The 18,387-nt window shown below is 63.3% G+C and carries 10 protein-coding genes and 2 pseudogenes; 9 read left to right on the forward strand and 3 right to left on the reverse strand.

The features are described 5' to 3' along the window. The 3 genes and pseudogenes from ACSBQT_RS15440 to ACSBQT_RS15450 all read right to left on the reverse strand — a co-directional run. Window positions 1-128: pseudogene (locus tag ACSBQT_RS15440) on the reverse strand (rRNA methyltransferase); the annotation flags it as partial. A gap of 65 nt (window positions 129-193) precedes the next feature. Further along, window positions 194-1,174 (reverse strand): annotated as a pseudogene (locus ACSBQT_RS15445) (acyl-CoA dehydrogenase family protein); the annotation flags it as partial. Window positions 1,175-1,212: 38 nt separating this feature from the next. Further along, window positions 1,213-2,406, reverse strand: a complete 1,194-nt coding sequence (locus ACSBQT_RS15450) for an acyl-CoA dehydrogenase family protein (RefSeq protein ID WP_369865829.1) — start codon at window positions 2,404-2,406, stop codon at window positions 1,213-1,215. 2,100 nt (window positions 2,407-4,506) lie between these two features. On the opposite strand from ACSBQT_RS15450, the gene ACSBQT_RS15455 reads away from it, so the two are divergent. From ACSBQT_RS15455 to ACSBQT_RS15495, 9 genes are all read left to right on the forward strand, one after another. After that, the gene (locus ACSBQT_RS15455) at window positions 4,507-5,256 is read left to right on the forward strand and encodes a helix-turn-helix transcriptional regulator (protein ID WP_435002061.1); all 750 of its coding nucleotides are present in this window, start codon (window positions 4,507-4,509) and stop codon (window positions 5,254-5,256) included. Next, window positions 5,241-7,808, forward strand: a complete 2,568-nt coding sequence (locus ACSBQT_RS15460; protein ID WP_435002041.1) for a LuxR C-terminal-related transcriptional regulator — start codon at window positions 5,241-5,243, stop codon at window positions 7,806-7,808. The genes ACSBQT_RS15455 and ACSBQT_RS15460 overlap by 16 nt, the downstream gene beginning before the upstream one ends. A 283-nt stretch (window positions 7,809-8,091) precedes the next feature. Beyond that, window positions 8,092-10,779 carry a helix-turn-helix transcriptional regulator gene (locus ACSBQT_RS15465; protein WP_435002042.1) on the forward strand — a complete coding sequence of 896 codons (2,688 nt, stop codon included), beginning with the start codon at window positions 8,092-8,094 and terminating at the stop codon, window positions 10,777-10,779. Between the two features lie 347 nt (window positions 10,780-11,126). Then, complete coding sequence (locus ACSBQT_RS15470; protein ID WP_435002043.1) at window positions 11,127-12,962, forward strand: polysaccharide biosynthesis protein; 1,836 nt, start codon at window positions 11,127-11,129, stop codon at window positions 12,960-12,962. Beyond that, entirely contained in the window at window positions 12,959-14,179 is a 1,221-nt protein-coding gene (locus ACSBQT_RS15475; RefSeq protein ID WP_435002044.1) for a DegT/DnrJ/EryC1/StrS family aminotransferase, read from the forward strand. Before ACSBQT_RS15470 ends, ACSBQT_RS15475 begins: the two co-directional genes overlap by 4 nt. Window positions 14,180-14,531: 352 nt before the next feature. After that, entirely contained in the window at window positions 14,532-15,146 is a 615-nt protein-coding gene (locus ACSBQT_RS15480) for a low molecular weight phosphatase family protein (protein ID WP_410709000.1), read from the forward strand. A gap of 80 nt (window positions 15,147-15,226) precedes the next feature. Continuing rightward, window positions 15,227-15,829, forward strand: coding sequence for a sugar transferase (locus ACSBQT_RS15485; protein WP_410708999.1), 603 nt, complete (start codon window positions 15,227-15,229; stop codon window positions 15,827-15,829). Beyond that, complete coding sequence (locus tag ACSBQT_RS15490) at window positions 15,816-17,177, forward strand: lipopolysaccharide biosynthesis protein (protein WP_435002045.1); 1,362 nt, start codon at window positions 15,816-15,818, stop codon at window positions 17,175-17,177. Before ACSBQT_RS15485 ends, ACSBQT_RS15490 begins: the two co-directional genes overlap by 14 nt. 4 nt (window positions 17,178-17,181) lie before the next feature. Then, window positions 17,182-18,360, forward strand: coding sequence for a glycosyltransferase family 4 protein (locus ACSBQT_RS15495; protein ID WP_435002046.1), 1,179 nt, complete (start codon window positions 17,182-17,184; stop codon window positions 18,358-18,360). Window positions 18,361-18,387 lie beyond the last annotated feature (27 nt).

An 18,387-nucleotide genomic window follows, 5' to 3' on the forward strand; every position in this document is an offset into this window, starting at 1 on the left:
TTTTCGGCGCACCAGCTGAGCAGGTCGTCCACACTCGGGTGGTGGATGACGTGCTGGTACTTGTCGGTGACCATCGCTCCGCGACGGTTCCAGCGGCGTTTGCCGACGATGTGCACGGCTGCGGCGTCAGGCGCTTGGCGTAGTGACCGATGGGGTATTCCATGGTCATGCCGATGCCGCCGTGCATCTGGATCGATTCCTGGCTGATGTTGCGGGCAGCCCGGTCGACGATGATCTTCGCGGCGATGACGTCGCGGTGGCGGTCCTTCTCGGCGCCGGGGACCTCGGAGGTCACGGCCAGGCGAGAGTACAGAGCCATACTGCGCGCGTACTCGAGTTCGGCGTAGAGGTCGGCGGCGCGGTGCTGCAGAGCCTGGTTCGCACCGATCGGAGCACCGAACTGCTCACGGGTCTTCAGGTACTCGGCGGTCATCGTCAGCGAGGCTTCGAGCGCACCGACGGCCTCAGCCATGATCGCGGCGTTGCCCAGGTCGAGGACCTCGGACAGCACGGCATTGGCGTCGGCGGCGTCGAGGCGCTGGGCGGCGACACCCTCGAGCTTGAGGTTCGCGCTGCCCAGGCCATCGGCCTGGCGCTGAGCCACACGGCTCAGACCCTCGGCATCGGCGGCGACGAGGTAGAGGCCCAGTTCGCCGTTCTGCGTGGCGGTGACGACGAAGTGGTCGGCGACGTCTCCGCCGAGCACGTTGTTCTTCTCACCGGTGAGGGTGAAGCTGCCGTCTGCGCCGGAGACCTGGGTCTGCGGAGCGTCGACCGCGTAGCGCAGTCCGGGTTCGAGCGCTGCGAGAGCGAGGAAGGTCTGGCCCTCTGCCACACCGGGCAGGATGGCCTGCTTCTGCTCCTCGCTGCCGCCGAGCAGAACGGCATTGGCACCGAGGACTGCGGTAGCCAGGAACGGTTCGAGGACGAGTGAGCGACCGAACGCCTCGGCGACCACGGCCACCTCGTTGAAGGTCATGTCCGCGCCGCCGTAGGACTCGGGGATCGCAAGTCCGAGCAGACCCATTTCGGCGAAGGCCTGCCACTTCTCGCGGGAGATGCCCTCGTCGCTGCGAAGGGTCTCTTCGCGCTTTGCGATGTCGTACTCGCTGCGCAGGTACTTGTTCAGAGTGCTGGCGAGTTCTTGCTGAATGTCGTTGAGTTCAAGATCCATTGTTGTCCTTCTTGGGAGATCGAGTGAGCGTCGGTATCTCAGAGACCGAGCAGTGCCTTCGAGATGATTCCGCGCTGCACCTCGGACGAACCGCCGTAGATGGTGACCTTGCGGGTGTTGAAGTAGCCGGGCAGGGCATCGACAGCTCCGTTGGGCAGGTCGGACAGACCCTGGCCCTGCACACGGTCGGCGACGAAGTCGAGACCCTGCGGACCGAGCACGTCGACGAGGAGTTCGGAGATGTCCTCCTGCAGCTGGGAGCCCTTGAGCTTGAGCACCGAGGAGCGCGGATCCGGCTTGTCGGACCCGGCGGCCTGGGTCGAGAGGATCCGCAGCTGGGTCATCTCGAGCGCGGTGAGTTCGGCTTCGATCTTCGTCAGACGAGCGGAGAACAGGGGGTCATCCAGCAGAGTGCCGCGAGCGGTCTTCGTCACCGCGGCATAGGCCTTGGCGCGGGCGAGGTTGACCTTCGAGCCGCCGATGCGGGCGATTCCGGTGCGCTCGTTGCCGAGGAGGAACTTCGCGTAGGTCCAGCCCTTGTTCTCTTCGCCGACGAGGTTCTCGACGGGGACCTCGACATTGTCGAAGAAGACTTCGTTGACCTCATGGCCGCCGTCGATGAGCTGGATCGGACGGACGGTGACGCCGGGGGTCTTCATATCGATGAGCAGGAAGGAGATGCCGGCCTGCTTCTTCACGTCCGGGTCGGTGCGCACGAGGTTGAAGATCCAGTCGCCGTACTGGCCCAGGGTCGTCCAGGTCTTCTGGCCGTTGACGATGTACTTGTCGCCCTGGCGCACCGCGGTGGTCTTGAGCGAGGCGAGGTCCGAGCCGGCGTTGGGCTCGGAGAATCCCTGCGACCACCAGATGTCGATGTTCGCGGTGGCGGGCAGGAAGCGTTCCTTGATCTCCTGCGAGCCGAAGGTGGCGATGACGGGTCCGACCATGGACACGTTGAACGGCAGCGGCTGCGGAACGCAGGCCAGCTGCATCTCTTCGAGCCAGATGTGACGCTGCACGGGGGTCCAGTCCTGGCCACCCCATTCGACCGGCCAGTTCGGCACGGCGTAGCCGTGCTGGTTGAGGATCCGCTGCGAGGTGACCATGTCTTCCTTGCTCAGCTCCTGGCCGGTGGCGACCTTGAAGCGGAGTTCCTCGGGGATCTCCGTGCGGTAGAACTGACGCATCTGCTGCGCGAACTCGCGCTCTTCAGCATTCAGTAGGGTGTCCATGCGAACTCCTTATAGATCGTTCAGTAACTTTCCTCCAATGGTACGGTTCGGTGTTCGGGCTCACAAGTGGGAGACGACGGAGATTCTCGCCGAGGCGGCCCTCCGGTGGGGTCGGATGTTGATGTCACAATCGCCTAACTTTATTTCAGAAATGTATTACTACACCTATCGCGGGTGGTACTACTTATTCAGGAATTTCATCGTTGATTCCGAGACGTGAGCCTCTCCGGACTGAACCCCGCACCGCTGGGCTCCGCATTCCCCGCCGCAGAAGATCCCCAGAGGTACGGAAAGCTGAGTGACGTGTCAGGCAGGACTACACGCATCCCCCCGGTCGCACCGTCGCGCCGGCTCTTCGGTTACGAGTCCGAACTCTCGACGGTCGTCGACGCGATCTCCGGGCAGAGGCATCTGGGCGCTCTCATCATCGGCGCGGCGGGCATCGGGAAGACCGCGCTGGTGAATGCTTCGCTCTCTCGTCTCGACCCCGATCTTGCGGTCACCCGCCTGCGCGGCTCGGAGAACGCGCGGGTCCGGAATCTCGGAATCTTCGAAATCCTGCTGTCGCGGGAGGGCATCGGCACAGACCTCCCGCCTGGTCGAGCGCTGTCGGTGATCGGCGGTCTGTTCGAGCGCAGAGCCGAGGGCGGGCGCTCTCTGGTCGTCGTCGACAATGCCGATCTCGTGGACGATCATTCCCTCGCAGTGCTGGCCCAGCTGACGGATGCGCGCAGGATCAAACTCGTCATCGCCGCCGAATCCGCCCGTCCGCCGGTCGATCTCATCGCCGGACTGTGGCTGTCCGGAAGCGTTGTCAGGATCGATCTGGACGGTATCGACGAGGCGGATGCGGCTGCGATGATCAACAGCATCGGACTCATGGAGACCGAGACGAGATCGGTCTCGGAGCTGACCGCGCTCGCCCATGGCAATCCGCGGCTGCTCGAGAGGCTGCTGTTCGGGCGGAGCCGGACCAGCGGGGTCGAAACCGCGATCGCCCGGGTCGATCAGCCCAGCCGAGAGGTCATCGAAACCGTCGCTCTCATCGAAGCCGTGCCCTATGACGTGCTCGTCGGGTTCGCGAGTCCGCAGACGATCGACTCTCTGGCGGAGGATGGTCTGCTCTCGATTTCGAAGGGTCGAGGGGGAACGGTGAGCATGCACGAACCCGTCACGGCTGAGAACGTCCGAGCGATGGTCCCTCCCTCTCGCAGCCTCGAGCTGCTCACCCGGTTCGATGCCGGAGCGGATCTTCCGGCACTTCACGGCAGGACGCTCTTCGGCTACGCCGCGTGGTCGATCTCCTTGGGCCGGGTGCCGACTCCCAAGCAGGTTCTGGATGCCGCCGGTTGGGCAAACGCGCGGGGCAGATACCGCGAAGCCGCAGAGATCATCCGCACCAGCGGCTATCGCGGTCCCGAACTCGACCTCGAGCACGCCCGCAGCGAATGGGGAGCCGGCCGTCTCAGGCAGGCCAGGGAGATCATCGACCCGCTCGTCTCCGAGGCTTGCCTGAATCCGGTCACCTCAGCACAGGAGTATCTGTCCCGTCTCGCCTCGATGGAACTGAGGCTGATGGACCCAAGGAAGCCCGAGGGTCTGCGGCTGGACTGGGTCCGGGACACGCTTTCGCTGCCGATCGACGTCGGTCGGCTCGATGCGACGCGCGCCAGGTTCGACCTCAAAGGAGGTCGTATCGCCGCTGCTTGCGCTCTGGCCGAGAGCGTCTATCTCAACCATGCGAGCTCGGTGCGCCACCGTCTGCGCGCATGTGCGTTCCTCGGCGTGGCAGAAGTGATGTCCGGGCGGATCGAACTGGGACTGAGCTATATCGCGCAGGCCCGGCTGATGTTCGGACTTCCCGGACCCGAATCGTTCGAACGGGAAGATGCCATCCCGCAGTTCTTCGTGGCGAATTTCATCGCCGGCAACTGGGCCGAGGCGCGGACGGCAATGGATGAACTGACCTCCAGTCGGCGGCTGACCAGGCTGACGAACGCGCTCATCGACCTGCGCACCGGCAACGCGGCGAAAGCCCACTGCATCCTCGGCGAACTCAATCTCGGTGCCGACCCCTGCGACATCGTCGATATTGCGGGAATGGCCAGGTCGGCTCTGTCTCTGTCCGCTGTGCTGACAGACCAGCGGACGGAGGTCGTCTCGATCGCTGTCGACGAGGAGGCCGAAGCCAGTCGGCATTCGTGGTGGGCTTCATTCGAAGCCAGACTCTTCGATCTGCAGGCACTGGCGCAGACGTCGCCGGGGCCGGCAGCCCCACAACTCTATGAGCTCGGGGCCTGGGCAGAAGAACACGGTGCGCACACCCTTGCATGCCTGGCCTGGCTCGAGGCCGGTCGACTCGGGCACCAACAGGCCATCGGCGGATTGTCCGCGTCGTCCGGCAGGGTCGACGGCTCCCTCGGTCGCCTGCTGCGCGCCGTGGCACATGCCTTCAGCACTGACGATCTGCAGGCGCTCATCACCGCGGCCCGTGAGGCGCTGATCTTCGGCGCGGTCGTGCTCTGCGCCCAGCTCTCCGGCGAGGCCCGAAAACGCGCCGTTGCCTCAGGTGATGCTGCCGCCACCAAAGAAGCCCGGATCCTGCTGGGCCGGAGCCGGCGCGTGCTCGACTTCGATGCCGACGGCAAACGGTTCTACGCGAATCTGGGCGAGCTCGAGCACTCGATCATCACGGGCATCGTCGAGGGCCGAACGAGCTCAGAGATCGGAGATGAGCTGCACCTGTCGACCCGAACCGTCGAATGGCACCTCGGTCGCCTCTACCGTCGAGTGCATGTGGCCAATCGGCAGGAGCTGCGAGAGGTGGTGACGGAATGGCTGAAGAGCTGACCGCCGCCTCGAGTGCTCGTGACGGAGCAGAGATCTTCGGGCGCAAGGGCGAACTCGAACTGATTCGTCAGTCGCTGCGCTGCTCGGAATGCTCCGGCATCCTCATCGAAGGCGAGATCGGCGTCGGCAAGACTCTCCTGGCGAGAACGGCCTTCGAGGACGGAAACGACGGAATCTGGATCCGCGGGGACCGAGTGCATCGGAACACCGAGTTCGGCGTCTTCGGTCTGCTCATCGACCTCGACGGTGACCCGTCCACACTGCTGGGACGAACCGTGTCCCGTCTCACCACGACTCGAACCCCGCAGGTGGTCTTCGTCGACGACGCCCACCTGCTCGACCCCCGCTCGCAGGAGGTCCTGACCGACTTGGCCAGCGTCGGCTCGATCAAGCTCGTCGCGATGTCGCGGTCCAATCCCGAGAGTGGGGTCATGCCGTTCTCGACTCTGGTCGAAGACCGTGTGCTCCAGCATCTCGTCCTCGGCCCCCTGCCGCGAGAGGACTATCGGTCGATGATCGAACACCGCCTCGGTCACATCGTGTCCCAAGCCGTGGTCGACATCGTCGACTTCCATTCGAAGCGCAATCCGGGAAAGCTCATCGAACTCCTCGAATACACCGCACGACGATCGCGCTTCCTCATGCGCCGAGGAGTGTGGATCCTCGACGGACACGACACCGACTACGATGCGCGTGCCCGCGACTATGCGCGGATCGGACTCGCCGACCACTCGCCGCAGGAGACGGAGGCCCTCGAGCTGGTCGTCCTCGCGGGAGAGGTGGAGCTGGCGACACTGCTCAAAGCTGGGCTCGGGGAAGCCGCGGATGCGCTCGTGGCCGCTGGAGAGCTGAAGATCGACTCGCAGAGGCCCCATATCTATGAGGCGGTGGAGAACCACACCTCGGACACGATCAGATACACGACCCCAACCGGTCGGAGTCGAGAGTGGTTCGACTTCATCGACTCCAGCGGAGATGCACCCGCGGAGTGGTCGCAGGTGGTCAGGGCCGAGTGGGGACAGATCTGCGGAGCGGAAGTCAGCGAGTCGAGGACCATCGCCGCCGCACTGATCGCCGCTCGCCTCGGAGACTGGCATCGGGCCATGCGTCTGATCGCGGAGATCCCGACGGAGAAGATGAGCCCGCACGAGCTGCTCTCCGTCGCTCTCCTCTATTGCGGCTGCAATAAGATTCCCCTCGGACTCGACATCCTGGCACATGCGGTACGCACCGCATGCTGTGCCCAGCTCGTCGTGGACGCGCTCGTGGTGTGGATGAACCGCGCTTCCGCATCCATGTCTCCTGCCCTGCGACTTGCGGACTTCCGCACCGCTCTCAAACGGCTATACGAGGAAGGTGACGGACACCCCGGAGGGGGAGTGGACGCAGCGTTCGGACTCGAGTTCCTCGACCGAGTCGCTGCCGTCGTTGCCGAAGAACGACCGATCACCGTGGATGTCTTCGACGGACTCACACCCGAGGGCGGGGCAACGGGCAACTTCCATCTGCTCGACACGATGCTGCACGCGACGGACATGCTCGACTCGGGACACACCTTGGAAGCACTCGCGCTCCTCGAATCCGCTCAAGCCGATTTCAGCAGCGAAAGCACAGGGGCACTTCACCTGACCATGCTGCGCGGTCGTACACTGCTGCAATTGGGACGGATCGCTGAGGCGAGAGAGCTGATGACGACACTGTCGACGCATGACATCGCGTACCTGTCAGCTCGGTCCGGGCCGATCGACCTGCTGTGGGCGCAGACTCACCTGCTCGAAGGCAATCTGTCGGGGGCGATGAAGGCGCTTCGCGCCGCGATCGAATCGCTCACCTATTGGAACATGGGCACCCAGCTGGCCATTGCGTTGGCGGAGGCCGAGTATGCGGTGTCACGTGTCGGAACCGCTGCCGAAGCCGACGATCTGCACGCCCGCTTCGACGAGCTGCCCGTCACAGCCCTCTACCACGAATATCGTCGGGCCCTCGTTCTGCGAACTACCGCGCGGGCGATACGCACCGGTGAGACCCGGTACGAGCACGAGCTGCGTCGGATGTTGGACGACGCCGAAGCCGATGGGGCGGCGGCGATCGTCGTGCTCATCCGCCTGCACCTCTTCCTGCACTTCGACGAGATCGCACCCGAGGCGATGTGCGAAGAAGCAGCGCGCGGAACCGGGCGTGAGTTCGACATCGTCGGCCGCCTCGGCGCTGCACTGCGTGATCATGATCGTGCAGCCTTGACGGCCATGGCAGAGGAACACGGAGCGTCGATGCCCGACCTGGCGGGTAAGTGCATCGCTCTGGCCGCGCGATTCGGAGCCGGCAAGCGCAGCGGACCGGGCAGGCAGAACATAGGGCTGACCGCCCGGGAGAAGCAGATCAGCGCGCTCATCGTCGCGGGCCGATCGAATGCGGAGATCGCGCTGGAACTGGGGGTGCGGGTGCGAACGGTCGAGGGTCACACGTACCGGCTGTTCCGAAAACTCGGAATCGAGCGCAGGGACCAGGTCGCCGAGGCGATGCGGGATACCGAAGGCCGACTGCGCGCCTGAGCGCGAACCGAGTATCCGCACCTGCGGGATTTCGGACTCGAGTGAGTACTCACTGCGGTGCTCCAGTGGTGACCTGGCAGTGACTGAGTAGTGACCCGAAGGCGATTCCCGTATCGACCACCTGGTCCGAGACGGCTGCCGGCGAGGAGTATCTGAGTATGGACATCACGCCTCAGTCTCCTCAGCGAACCGATCCCCGCGCCGTGCGAACGGCAGCGTCCGTCTCCGGGCCGGAAATCCTTGTCCGAAAGAGCTCTCCGGACTCGACGACGGGAGGCGGATCATGCGTCAGGTGATTCGTCGCAAGGAAGTCGGCGACCTCCGCTCCCTCCTCTCGCGGCACCGTGCCGCCGCCCTCACCGGCGGCTTCGGGTCCGGGAGGCGATCGATTCTGCGGGCACTCGAGTCGGAGTGGGACGGCACGGTCATCAGAGTCGCATCGAGTCCGCTCGATGAGGACACGCCCTGGTCCGGGATAGGCGGTCTGCTCGCCGCAGTCAGCGCATCCGTGAACGGCCCTGCCGATCCGGCGGAATTCGCCGATGATGAGTTAGTGCCGAACATGATGACGGCTCTCCGATCGATTCCAGGAGATGAGGACACGCTCATCCTCGTGCCCAATGCCGATGAGATGGACATGGACTCGCAGCGGGTGCTCGGTCAGGTGCTGCGCCGGTTGAAGTCAGGACGACTGCACATCGTCATCACGGCGCGGTCGATCGACGATGACGGTCCGTTCGCCTCGGTGCCGGAGATCGAACTTGCGGATCTCAGCATCGCCGAGCTCATCGAGCTCGCCCGTGACCTCGCCTTGGCCCGCTTCGGTCACACAAGGATCGCCGAGGAGGCAGCCCAGGTAGCCGCCCACGCCGCCTCGGGTCGTCCCTTGGCCGTCAGCCACATCCTCGAGGAGATGGCGCCCAGTGAGATGCGCGGGGAGATCGCGCTGTCGATCCCGGTGCGAGTGGGACCGGCCAGCCGTCCGATGATCGCCGACTATGTCGAGGGACTGACGGCCAACGCCGAAGCGCTGCTCAGATGCCTGTCGCTGTCCCCACTGACTCCGCTGCGGCCCCTGGCCAGGAGGCTGCCCGGATTCTGGGAAGCCGTCGACGAACTCGAATCGCGCGGAACGATCGAACGTCGGGGAGCCTTTCTGCGGATACCCCACGGATTCGTCCGTGCCATGGTGCAGCAGTCGATGGGGGCGAGCGAGCGACGCCGAACCCACCTCGTCCTGGCCGAAGACTGCGCCGACACGTGGCCGCAGATCGAAGCCTGGCACGTCTCGTTCATCGACCCGGGTGAGGAGACAGCACAGCAGCTGGCTGCACACGCTCTCGGGCTCGTGCGACGCGGACTCACTGCCGGAGGGGCCGAATTCGCCGAACGGGCCATCCGGGTCTGCAACGATCTCGAGGAGCTGCGCGGTCAGCTTGTCGAGATCGCCGAGACGCTGTCCGATCACGGGCAATTCGCCTTCTCCCGCCGCTATGTGCAGATCGCCTCTCGTTCGAACCGGGCCGCGGTCGTGGTTCGCGCTCGGACTCTCGAAGTCCGCAATGTCTTCCTCGAGACGCAGACGCTGCCGTCCTCACTGTTCACGTCGTGGAGCAGGGGCGAATCGGAGCAGGCGCCCGCCGAGGTGGCGCGCCTGCAGCTGACGCTGGCGCTCTGCCACTGTGAACGAGGCGAATTCGCTCGAGCGCAGGAGCTTCTGGCACTTGCCGAATCCGCCGACGAGCATTTTCGCGACAGCGAGGCACAGCTTGTCCATGCCGTGCGCATCCTGCTTGACAGCAACTGCGGAAAGGACGGGTCGGCGCTCGCCGGATTCGCGAGCCTGCAGGAACACCAGGATGCGATCAGGCCGAGCTTCGGACTCGCCGTCGCCCAGGGACTGGTGCTCACCGAGCATTATGAAGCCGCCTCGGCTGTGCTCGACCACATCGGTGAGACCTGTGCCGCGACCAGGGTCTGGAAGCGGCAGGTGGACTGTGTCCGCGCTGATCTGGAATTGCGCCTCGGCCGAGTCAGCCAGGCCGTCGACGTCATCGACAGGCTCATCGCGGAATCGGAGGCCGACAAGCGCAGAGGGCTCGTCGTCGTCCGGCAGGATCGGATCCAGCTGCTGCACGCCTGGAAGCTGCTGCTGACCGGACGCGCCGGTGAAGCCGGGCTCGTCGAGGAACAGGCCGCGGTCCGAGCGTCGGCGACGAACAACCGCCGTCTGCTGGCCGAGCTGAATGCGCTCCAGGGCAGATATCTGCTGCGCACCGACTGCGCAGCCGAAGCGATCGGACACCTTCGGCGCTGCGAACAGCTGTCCGAGGACGAGACCAACCCGAACGTGCGTCGTTTCGAGGCCGACCTCATCGAAGCCTTGGTGGGTATCGGCAGAAGAGAGCATGCGACTCTTCTGCTCCAGAAGCTGCGTGACCACGCGAAGGCATGCCCTTCTCGGTGGACCGATCTGGTCGTCGCTCGGAGCGAAGCGCTTTTGGCCGCCGGGGAGACCGCCACCGAACTGTTCGGGCGAGTGCTGCGGCAGTCAAGCACTTCTGAATTCGTCTTCGAGAAGGCGGTCGCGCATGCGGCGTTCGCCTCTCGCCTGTCCGACAACGGCTCGAACTTGAAAGCACGCGAACAGAGACTTGCCGCTGCGGCGCTGTTTCGCGAAGTCGGGGCCGGCCGCCTCGCCGACCATCTCCGCACAGGGCAGATCGTCGACGAGCCGAAGGCGCCGACGATGCCTGAGCTGCCCCGCCTCGGCGAACTCAGCGATGAGGAGCTCAAGGTCGTCGAATTGGTCCGTGCCGGACTGAAAAATCGGGAGATCTCCGAACGGATCTTCGTCTCCCTGCGCACCGTCGAACTCCGGCTCACCGCTGTCTACCGCAAGCTCGATGTCGGGTCACGCACAGAGCTCGTATCAAGGCTCGCGGGCAACCCGCGTCTCGCCGCTGTCTGAACCGACATCGTGTCGGAGCACCTGCCGCAGGCGGATCTCACTGTCTGCGGCAGAACGCCCCGCGGAGACCCGCACCGCAGTCGCGGATGACCGCAGTCTCCCCTCCGCAAGCACCAGAGCAGAGCCATCGCACCCATAGCGTGAAGTCGACGCATTCCGCAGCAGGAAGCACTGCATCGCCGGCTCTCACCGACGATGCCCGGCAGCCACATCGACGGGGCCGGAACTGTCGAGCATGGGAGATCACGATGACTGTGTCAGAACATCCGAATCCACTCACCAGGGGGAGTGCTGTGGCCGTGGCTTCGCCACCTTCAGCGACAACTGGTGCGGCGTGGCCGGCACGGTTGACTACGCGGATCTGGAAGGGCAAGACCAGGTTCCAGCTCGTCCTCGATCTCGTCGCTTGGACGGGGGCCGGCCTGCTCGCTTCGACGGTCATGGGTCCAGGAGTCGTCAGCGGAGTCGAACTCGGTTCCGCCCTTGGGGCGGCAGCGGTTCTGCAAGTGCTGCTCGGTCTGCTCACCGGTCTCTATCGCAGTCGCTATCACTACGGAAGTTTCGCCGAATACGGTGGTATCGCCGTCATCGCCCTGATCATTGCGTGTGGACTGATGGCTGTCACCTTGGGGGATTCGCCATTCGTTCTGCTCACTGTCTTCTCCGCAGTCATCTTCATGACCGGCAGCCGTTACCTCATCCGCTGGTCCCATCAGTTGGCGACCCGTCCTCTCCAGGGTGAGCGAGTGCTCGTCGTCGGTGCTGGCGACGCGGCTGAATCCCTGATCCGCCAGATGCTCTCGAACCCCGACGGTGAGTATCTGCCCGTCGGACTCATCGATGATGATCCGCACAAGCGTCATCTGAGTATTCATGGGGTCCGTGTCCGTGGGACGAGTAAGGACATCGCCGAGGCGGCCGGATGGCTGAATGTCTCCGGTGTCATCGTCGCGATCGCGGATTCCGACGCGGAATTCCTGCAGAAATGCCGCGAGAGCCTGGAACCGACAGGGAAATGGCTGAGGACGATCCCGCCGCTGGCCGAGATGGTCAATCGCAAGGTCGAGATCGGCGATATCCGCGACATCAAGGTCGAAGACCTCATCGGCCGTGCCCCGGTGCACACCGATCTGGCGGAGATCGCCAAGCAGGTGGCTGGCAAACGGGTCCTCGTCACGGGAGCAGGTGGATCGATCGGCAGCGAACTCTGCCGACAGCTGTTCGCTCTCCACCCGGAGAGCCTCGTCATGCTCGATCGCGATGAGACGGCTCTGCACGGAGTCGAACTCACTCTCTACGGCTCGGCGCTGCTGATGTCGCCGAACACCGTGCTTGCAGACATCCGAGACCGGGCTGCACTTGATCATATCTTCGCCGAGGCGAAGCCGCAGATCGTGTTCCACGCAGCGGCGCTCAAACATCTGCCGATGCTGCAGCGGTTCCCCGAGGAGGCGTGGAAGACGAATGTCCACGGCACCCTCAACGTCCTCGAAGCAGCACGCGCGGTCGGAGTCGAAACCTTCGTCAACATCTCGACGGATAAGGCCGCCGCACCGACGAGCGAGCTCGGCCGGAGCAAACGGATCGCCGAAAGACTCGTCAGCGGATTCGCGGCGAAGTCGCCCGGCACCTACCTCTCGGTTCGCTTCGGCAATGTTCTGGGCTCCCGCGGATCTGTGCTCCTGTCGTTCCAGGAACAGATCCGACAGGGTGGTCCGATCACAGTCACTGACCCGGAGGTCCGACGGTTCTTCATGACGATTCCGGAGGCGTGTCAGTTGGTGCTGCAGGCGGCGACGATCGGCGAAGACGGTTACGTCATGGTTCTCGACATGGGTGAACCCGTGCGAATCGTCGACATCGCCCGGAGTCTGGTTGCGATGTCGAATCAGAATACCGAGATCGTCTATACCGGGCTGCGTGAAGGTGAGAAGCTCGACGAGGAGCTCTTCGGCGACTACGAAGGCACTGTCATTCGCATCCATGACAAGATCAGCCGCGTTGAGGCTCCGGTGCTCTCGCCCGTCGATCTGCCGGATTTCACGGCCGACCGCGGCATCATCGACGACTTCTGTGACCGCTCCTGCAGGCCCCAACCGGAAGTCGGCCGTCGAGACCCGGTCGGTGGGCCCGTCTATCTGCCGGAGCCGGTCAAGCTGGTGAAGGATGAGGTCAGGCAATGACGATTTCGGACGCGGTGCCGACGAAGCCTCAGACAGCTGCTCCGCCTCAGACAGCTGCTCCGCCTCAGACTGTCCCGGCTGCCAAGCGGATTCTGCTGTCAGGTCCGGATGTCGGAGAACTCGAAGAAGAATACCTGCTCCGTGCTTTCCGCAGCGGATGGATCGCTCCCGTCGGCCCCGACCTCGACGCCTTTGAGAAGGAACTGGCAGACAAGGTCGGAGTCGCTTACGCGGTCGGACTTTCCTCGGGGACGGCCGCCCTCCATCTCGGGCTGCTGGGTCTGGGAGTGAAACCGGGAGACCGGGTGATCACGTCGACGATGACCTTCGCTGCGACGGCGAACGCCATCACCTATTGCGGGGCCGAACCGGTGTTCGTCGACTGTGTCGACGACGGGAACATGGATCCGATTCAGCTCCATCGGGCGCTGAAGGACTCGATCGTGGGCGGAACGAAGCCAGCGGCTGTCGTCCCGGTTGATCTTCTGGGTCGGCCTGCGGACTATGATCGGATCATTCCGATCGCTGCCGAATTCGACGTTCCCGTCCTCGTTGATGCGGCGGAATCGCTGGGATCTCGCTTTCGCGACCGAGCCTGCGGCAGCCTCGGCCAAGCTGCGGTGGTGTCCTTCAACGGGAACAAGATCATGACGACCTCGGGTGGGGGTGCTCTACTGACGAATGATGAGCGCTTGGCTGAGTACGCCAGGTATCTGTCGACCCAGGCCAGAGAGCCTGTGGCGCACTACGAACACAGAGAGATCGGGTTCAACTACCGTCTGAGCAATCTGCTCGCCGCGCTCGGGCGGGCGCAGTTGGCACGACTCGATGGTCTGGTCGAACGGCGTCGGGAGATCCGCCGCCGTTATCGCGACTCGATCGTCGCGGTGACTGACGGGATCACTCTCTTCGGTGACGACAACGAACACCGTGACAACGCCTGGCTGTCGGCGATCCTCGTCGATCACAGTCGTACGGGCTTCAACGCCGGCGAGCTCGGTGCGTGGCTGGCCGAGCACGATATCGAGACCCGTCCGCTGTGGAACCCGATGCATCTGCAACCGGTCTTCGCAGGAGCACAGATGTACGGCGGTGAGGTCTCCGAAGGCATCTTCGCCTCCGGTCTCAACCTGCCGAGCGGATCAACGATGAGCGACGCCGATATCGAGCGAGTTATCGCGACCGTCGAAGTATTCCTCGACCGGCGAGCTCGTTGAGCCCCGCGATGTGTGTCGAAATGCCAAGCCAACAGTTCAGCGCCCACTTCTTGTGTAGACGGCATAGCGAGAGTGGATATCCGCACTCCATTTGCGGGCCTCCGCAGGGCAAGGATCGGAATGGGCCGGGCAGGAAATATCGAAGATAGCGTGAGTTCGAACTCGCCTCCGGGCTTCGATCAATGGGCGGGCAGTGCAGCGGCGTTCTGTGAGCCGCCGCAAGGGAATCGCGCGCTTCAGTTCGGATCTGTCGCACGGATTCCATGGTCAAGGAGGGTACAGGCATGGAGAACACCGGTCGGGTGGAATCTGCGGTCGCGTATATAAGTTGCAGGCGGACGGTCAAGAACTGATGTCGGAAGAATTCAATGTCCTCACGGTGTGTACGGGCAATCTCTGCCGGTCGCCCCTGGCAGAGCTCGCGCTTGCGCAGCGATTTGCCGAAGTCTGCGAGATCCGCGTTCATTCAGCCGGCACTCATGCGGCCTTGGGGCATCGGACGCCGGAAGAAGTGTGGGAGATCGCCGGGTTCATGGGGGTCATCGAAGGGCGGGCCGTACACGCTCGGCAAGTGGACGAAGATCTGCTCGGCGCTGCTGACCTCGTGCTTACGATGACACGCGATCAAAGGCGTGAGGTCGTCGAGCTCAACCCTCGCATCGTTCGCAGAACCTTCACAATCCGAGAGATTTCGAGTCTCGCGGCAGTCACCCGAGATGAGGACATTGTGACTGAAGGTGCAGTTCGGACAGCTGACCGCGCAACCCGCTTGCGTGCTGCAGTCGAAGCAGCTGGTCGGCGCCGGAGCAGGAGGCGGAACCTCACACTTCCGGCGCACGACGATGTCGTTGACCCCTACGGCTGCTCTCGGGACATCTATGCACTTTCGGCCCTCCAGCTCGCCCCTGCTGTCGAAGGGGTATCGGTTCTGTTTCAAAGAGCGCTGAACCTCGGCGAGGGGGAATGATGTTGAAAGGCAGACGACGGCCGGCGGCAATGAGTACGCGACGTGCGCACACTTCGGACGGACGGACCTCTTATGACAATGTGAAACGCATTGCCGATATCTGTTTCAGCGTGATCGGACTCATCTTGGCGTCCCCTGTGATCGCCGGAGTGGCCCTGGTTGTCCTGGCCGTCCACGGTCGACCGGTGCTTTTCCGGCAGTCTCGGCCAGGGCTGGGTGGCAAGGTCTTCGACATTCTGAAGTTCCGAACCATGGTGGAGCCCGACGGAGAGCGTGTGACTGACGGACAGCGCCTGACGCGACTCGGCCGGTTCCTACGCGCTTCGAGCCTCGACGAACTCCCTTCGCTGTGGAATGTCGTATGCGGTGATATGAGCTTTGTCGGTCCGCGACCATTGATTGTCGAATATCTCGATCTCTATACGCCTGAGCAGGCTCGACGGCATGAGGTTCGTCCGGGCATCACCGGATTGGCACAGGTCAGGGGTCGCAACGATCTTGAGTGGGCAGACCGTTTCCGCCTCGACGTGGAATACGTCGACGGCAGATGTCTGCGAATCGACATCTCCATCGTTCTGCAGACGGTGCGAACAGTCGTCGGTCGGCGGGGAATCAGCAAACACGGGCACGACACCATGCCTGTGTTCACTGGATGGGAGAACTCCAGTGATGTCAGCCAGTGACGGGCAGAGGGGCACGAAGATCGCCGCAGCAGTTTTGGTGGCAGCCCAGATCTTGGCGGCCGGTGGTGCAGTGACAGTCAATCTGCTGGCCGCTGTCGTGTTGAGTCCGGCGGGGCGCGGAGACCTGGCTTTTGCACTGCAATTGGCATACTTTCTTTCCGTGTTCGCGGTCATGGGGCTCGAACGGCCCTTCATCGCTTCGCGTTCTGGAGGATTCGGCACCGAATATCGTGTCTTTGCACGCATGGTGACGCCTGGCACGCTCTGCGTTCTGCCCATCGCCTTCATCGCAGCAGCGCTGTCGCCGTTCAGCACCAGATGGATGTGGATGGGTGTGATTGCGATCGCCGCCTACGTTGCGCTCAATTCATTGGTGCATGCTCTGCGCGTCGCCTATGTGTGCAGCCGTGAGTGGAAATGGTTTGCCGTCAATGCGATCGTCACCCAGCTGATCATCGTCGTCGGAGCGGTATTGCTGGTGCTGATCGGTGTGAATGACCCGGTGGTGTGGATGTGGGCCTATGCGGCCTCCGCGGTACCGACAGCGATCCTCCTATTCGTCGCACCCCGCCCCTCGAAGCACTTGGAACCCACCCGAACCGAGAAGCGAGGACTTCGCCGGCGGGGCTGGGTGCTGCTCCCATCCGAATTCAGCAATTCCGCCATGCTTCGATCCGATCGACTGCTTCTGCCGATCTTGAGCAATTCAGCTGCGCTGGGCCTGTACGTCACAGTAGCCACTGTTCTCGAGATGGCCACCTGGCCGGTGCAGCAGTGGGTTGATGCCTCATTACGGAATTGGTCTCAGGGCTTCTCTTCCCATTCCTTCCCAGCGGTGCGAATAATCGCCCGAAGTGTTCTGCTGCTGGTGGCTTCTGCCGCGGTACTCGCAGCTGCAGCATACGCCATGATCGTCTTTGTTCTGCCGGACTCCTATGCGCCGGCGGCGGCCGCAATCATCCCATTGGCTGTATCCGCCGTCATCTTCGGAGTAACACGCGTCCAACAGGGCCTCCTCATCGCTGCGGACTCCCCGGGAACGGTGTCGGTCGTCGAAATCATCGGCACCGTGGCCTCGCTCATTGCATACATCACCCTGATACCGCACTACGGAATGTTCGGCGCGGCCTACGGGTCGATCATCGGATATGCCGTCTGCGCCGCTGCCGGAGCCTTCACGCTCGCGCGGGTGATCAGGCGCAAAGCAAGGCCGTCGTATGCAGATGGGCCGAGCGCTGACGTTGCCGATGGTGGCGTGGAATTGTCAGACACCGCACCGACGGCTGCACAGCCTGCAGGATCTGACATCGAGCTCATAGACCGATATCCGGACCGGACAAGGAAGTGAAGTCATGGACGTATTGATGATCGCCCATTACACAGCGACTGGATGGCTGCCGAACGATCGCTTCGACAGCTTGGCGAGCATTCTTGCTCGCCGCGGTGCAGAAGTCGAGCTGGTCACATCCTCGTTCCTGCACGCGTTCAAGACGCAACGCGACACTTCGGTGGAACGGAACCCGCTGTACTCGACCACCTATGTGCATGAACCGTCGTATCGGAGCAACGTCTCTGCCGGTCGTCTGCGCAGCCACCGAGCCCTCGGCAGGAACCTTGCTGAATACCTGCGGCGGCGGAAGGTCCCGGACATCATCTACTGTTCCATGCCTTCTCTCGAGGTGGCGCATGCCGCAGCCGAATTCGCGGAGAAGAACGATGTGAGATTCATCCTCGACGTGCAGGACCTATGGCCAGAGGCCTTTGAAATGGTCTTGCGACCACGCTGGATGGTGCGCCAGGCTCTGATCCCCATCCGTAGGCGTGCCGAGGCGATCTACCGAGCTGCGGATGCAGTGGTGACCGTCTCCGAAACCTATTCAGAACGAGTGAGTTCGGCACGCAGGGACGGCTCGACTGTCTCCACCGTGTACCTCGGGTCGGATCTGGCGAGATTCGACACCTATCCGGTTCTGCGTCCTCTCCGAACAGGAATCGCGGAGCTCGCATATATCGGAACTCTGGGACACAGCTACGACCTGCCTTCGGTGTTCGGGGCTCTGCGCGAACTGAGAAAGGAAGGCATCCGCATGCGCCTGCACGTCATGGGTACGGGTCCCTTCGAAGATCGCTGGCGTGATGAAGCAGGGGATCTGGATGAGGACGTGGTGTTCTACGGCAAGCTCGAATACCCGGAGATGGTTTCGCGTCTGCGCGGGTGCGATATCGCCATCAATCCCATTGTTGCGAACTCGGCGGCCAGCATCATCAACAAAGTCTGCGATTATGCAGCCGCAGGACTCCCTGTCGTCAACTCTCAGCAGTGCGCCGAGTACCAAGATCTCCTCACCGAGTATGGAGCGGGTATCAATTGCGAATCGACTCCGGCCGCATTTGCCGAGGCCCTGAAGAAGATGGCCGATGACCGTCGACTGGCAGAACGCGGCCGAGGATCCAGACGAATGGCCGAAGACCATTTCGACCGGTCAAAGACGTACGAACGCCTCGGAGGGGTGGTCCTCGATGCACATTGATCGTGGAGGCTCCCTGGGTGGTCATGT

The sequence above is a fragment of the Brevibacterium sp. H602 genome, assembly GCF_051172395.1.
Taxonomy (GTDB): domain Bacteria; phylum Actinomycetota; class Actinomycetes; order Actinomycetales; family Brevibacteriaceae; genus Brevibacterium.

Coding starts and splice junctions, on each gene's coding strand:
- ACSBQT_RS15450 (WP_369865829.1), bottom strand. CDS start 2,406: ATGGACACCCTACTGAATGCTGAAGAGCGCGAGTTCGCGCAGCAGATG.
- ACSBQT_RS15455 (WP_435002061.1), top strand. CDS start 4,507: ATGGCCAGGTCGGCTCTGTCTCTGTCCGCTGTGCTGACAGACCAGCGG.
- ACSBQT_RS15460 (WP_435002041.1), top strand. CDS start 5,241: ATGGCTGAAGAGCTGACCGCCGCCTCGAGTGCTCGTGACGGAGCAGAG.
- ACSBQT_RS15465 (WP_435002042.1), top strand. CDS start 8,092: ATGCGTCAGGTGATTCGTCGCAAGGAAGTCGGCGACCTCCGCTCCCTC.
- ACSBQT_RS15475 (WP_435002044.1), top strand. CDS start 12,959: ATGACGATTTCGGACGCGGTGCCGACGAAGCCTCAGACAGCTGCTCCG.
- ACSBQT_RS15480 (WP_410709000.1), top strand. CDS start 14,532: ATGTCGGAAGAATTCAATGTCCTCACGGTGTGTACGGGCAATCTCTGC.
- ACSBQT_RS15490 (WP_435002045.1), top strand. CDS start 15,816: ATGTCAGCCAGTGACGGGCAGAGGGGCACGAAGATCGCCGCAGCAGTT.
- ACSBQT_RS15495 (WP_435002046.1), top strand. CDS start 17,182: ATGGACGTATTGATGATCGCCCATTACACAGCGACTGGATGGCTGCCG.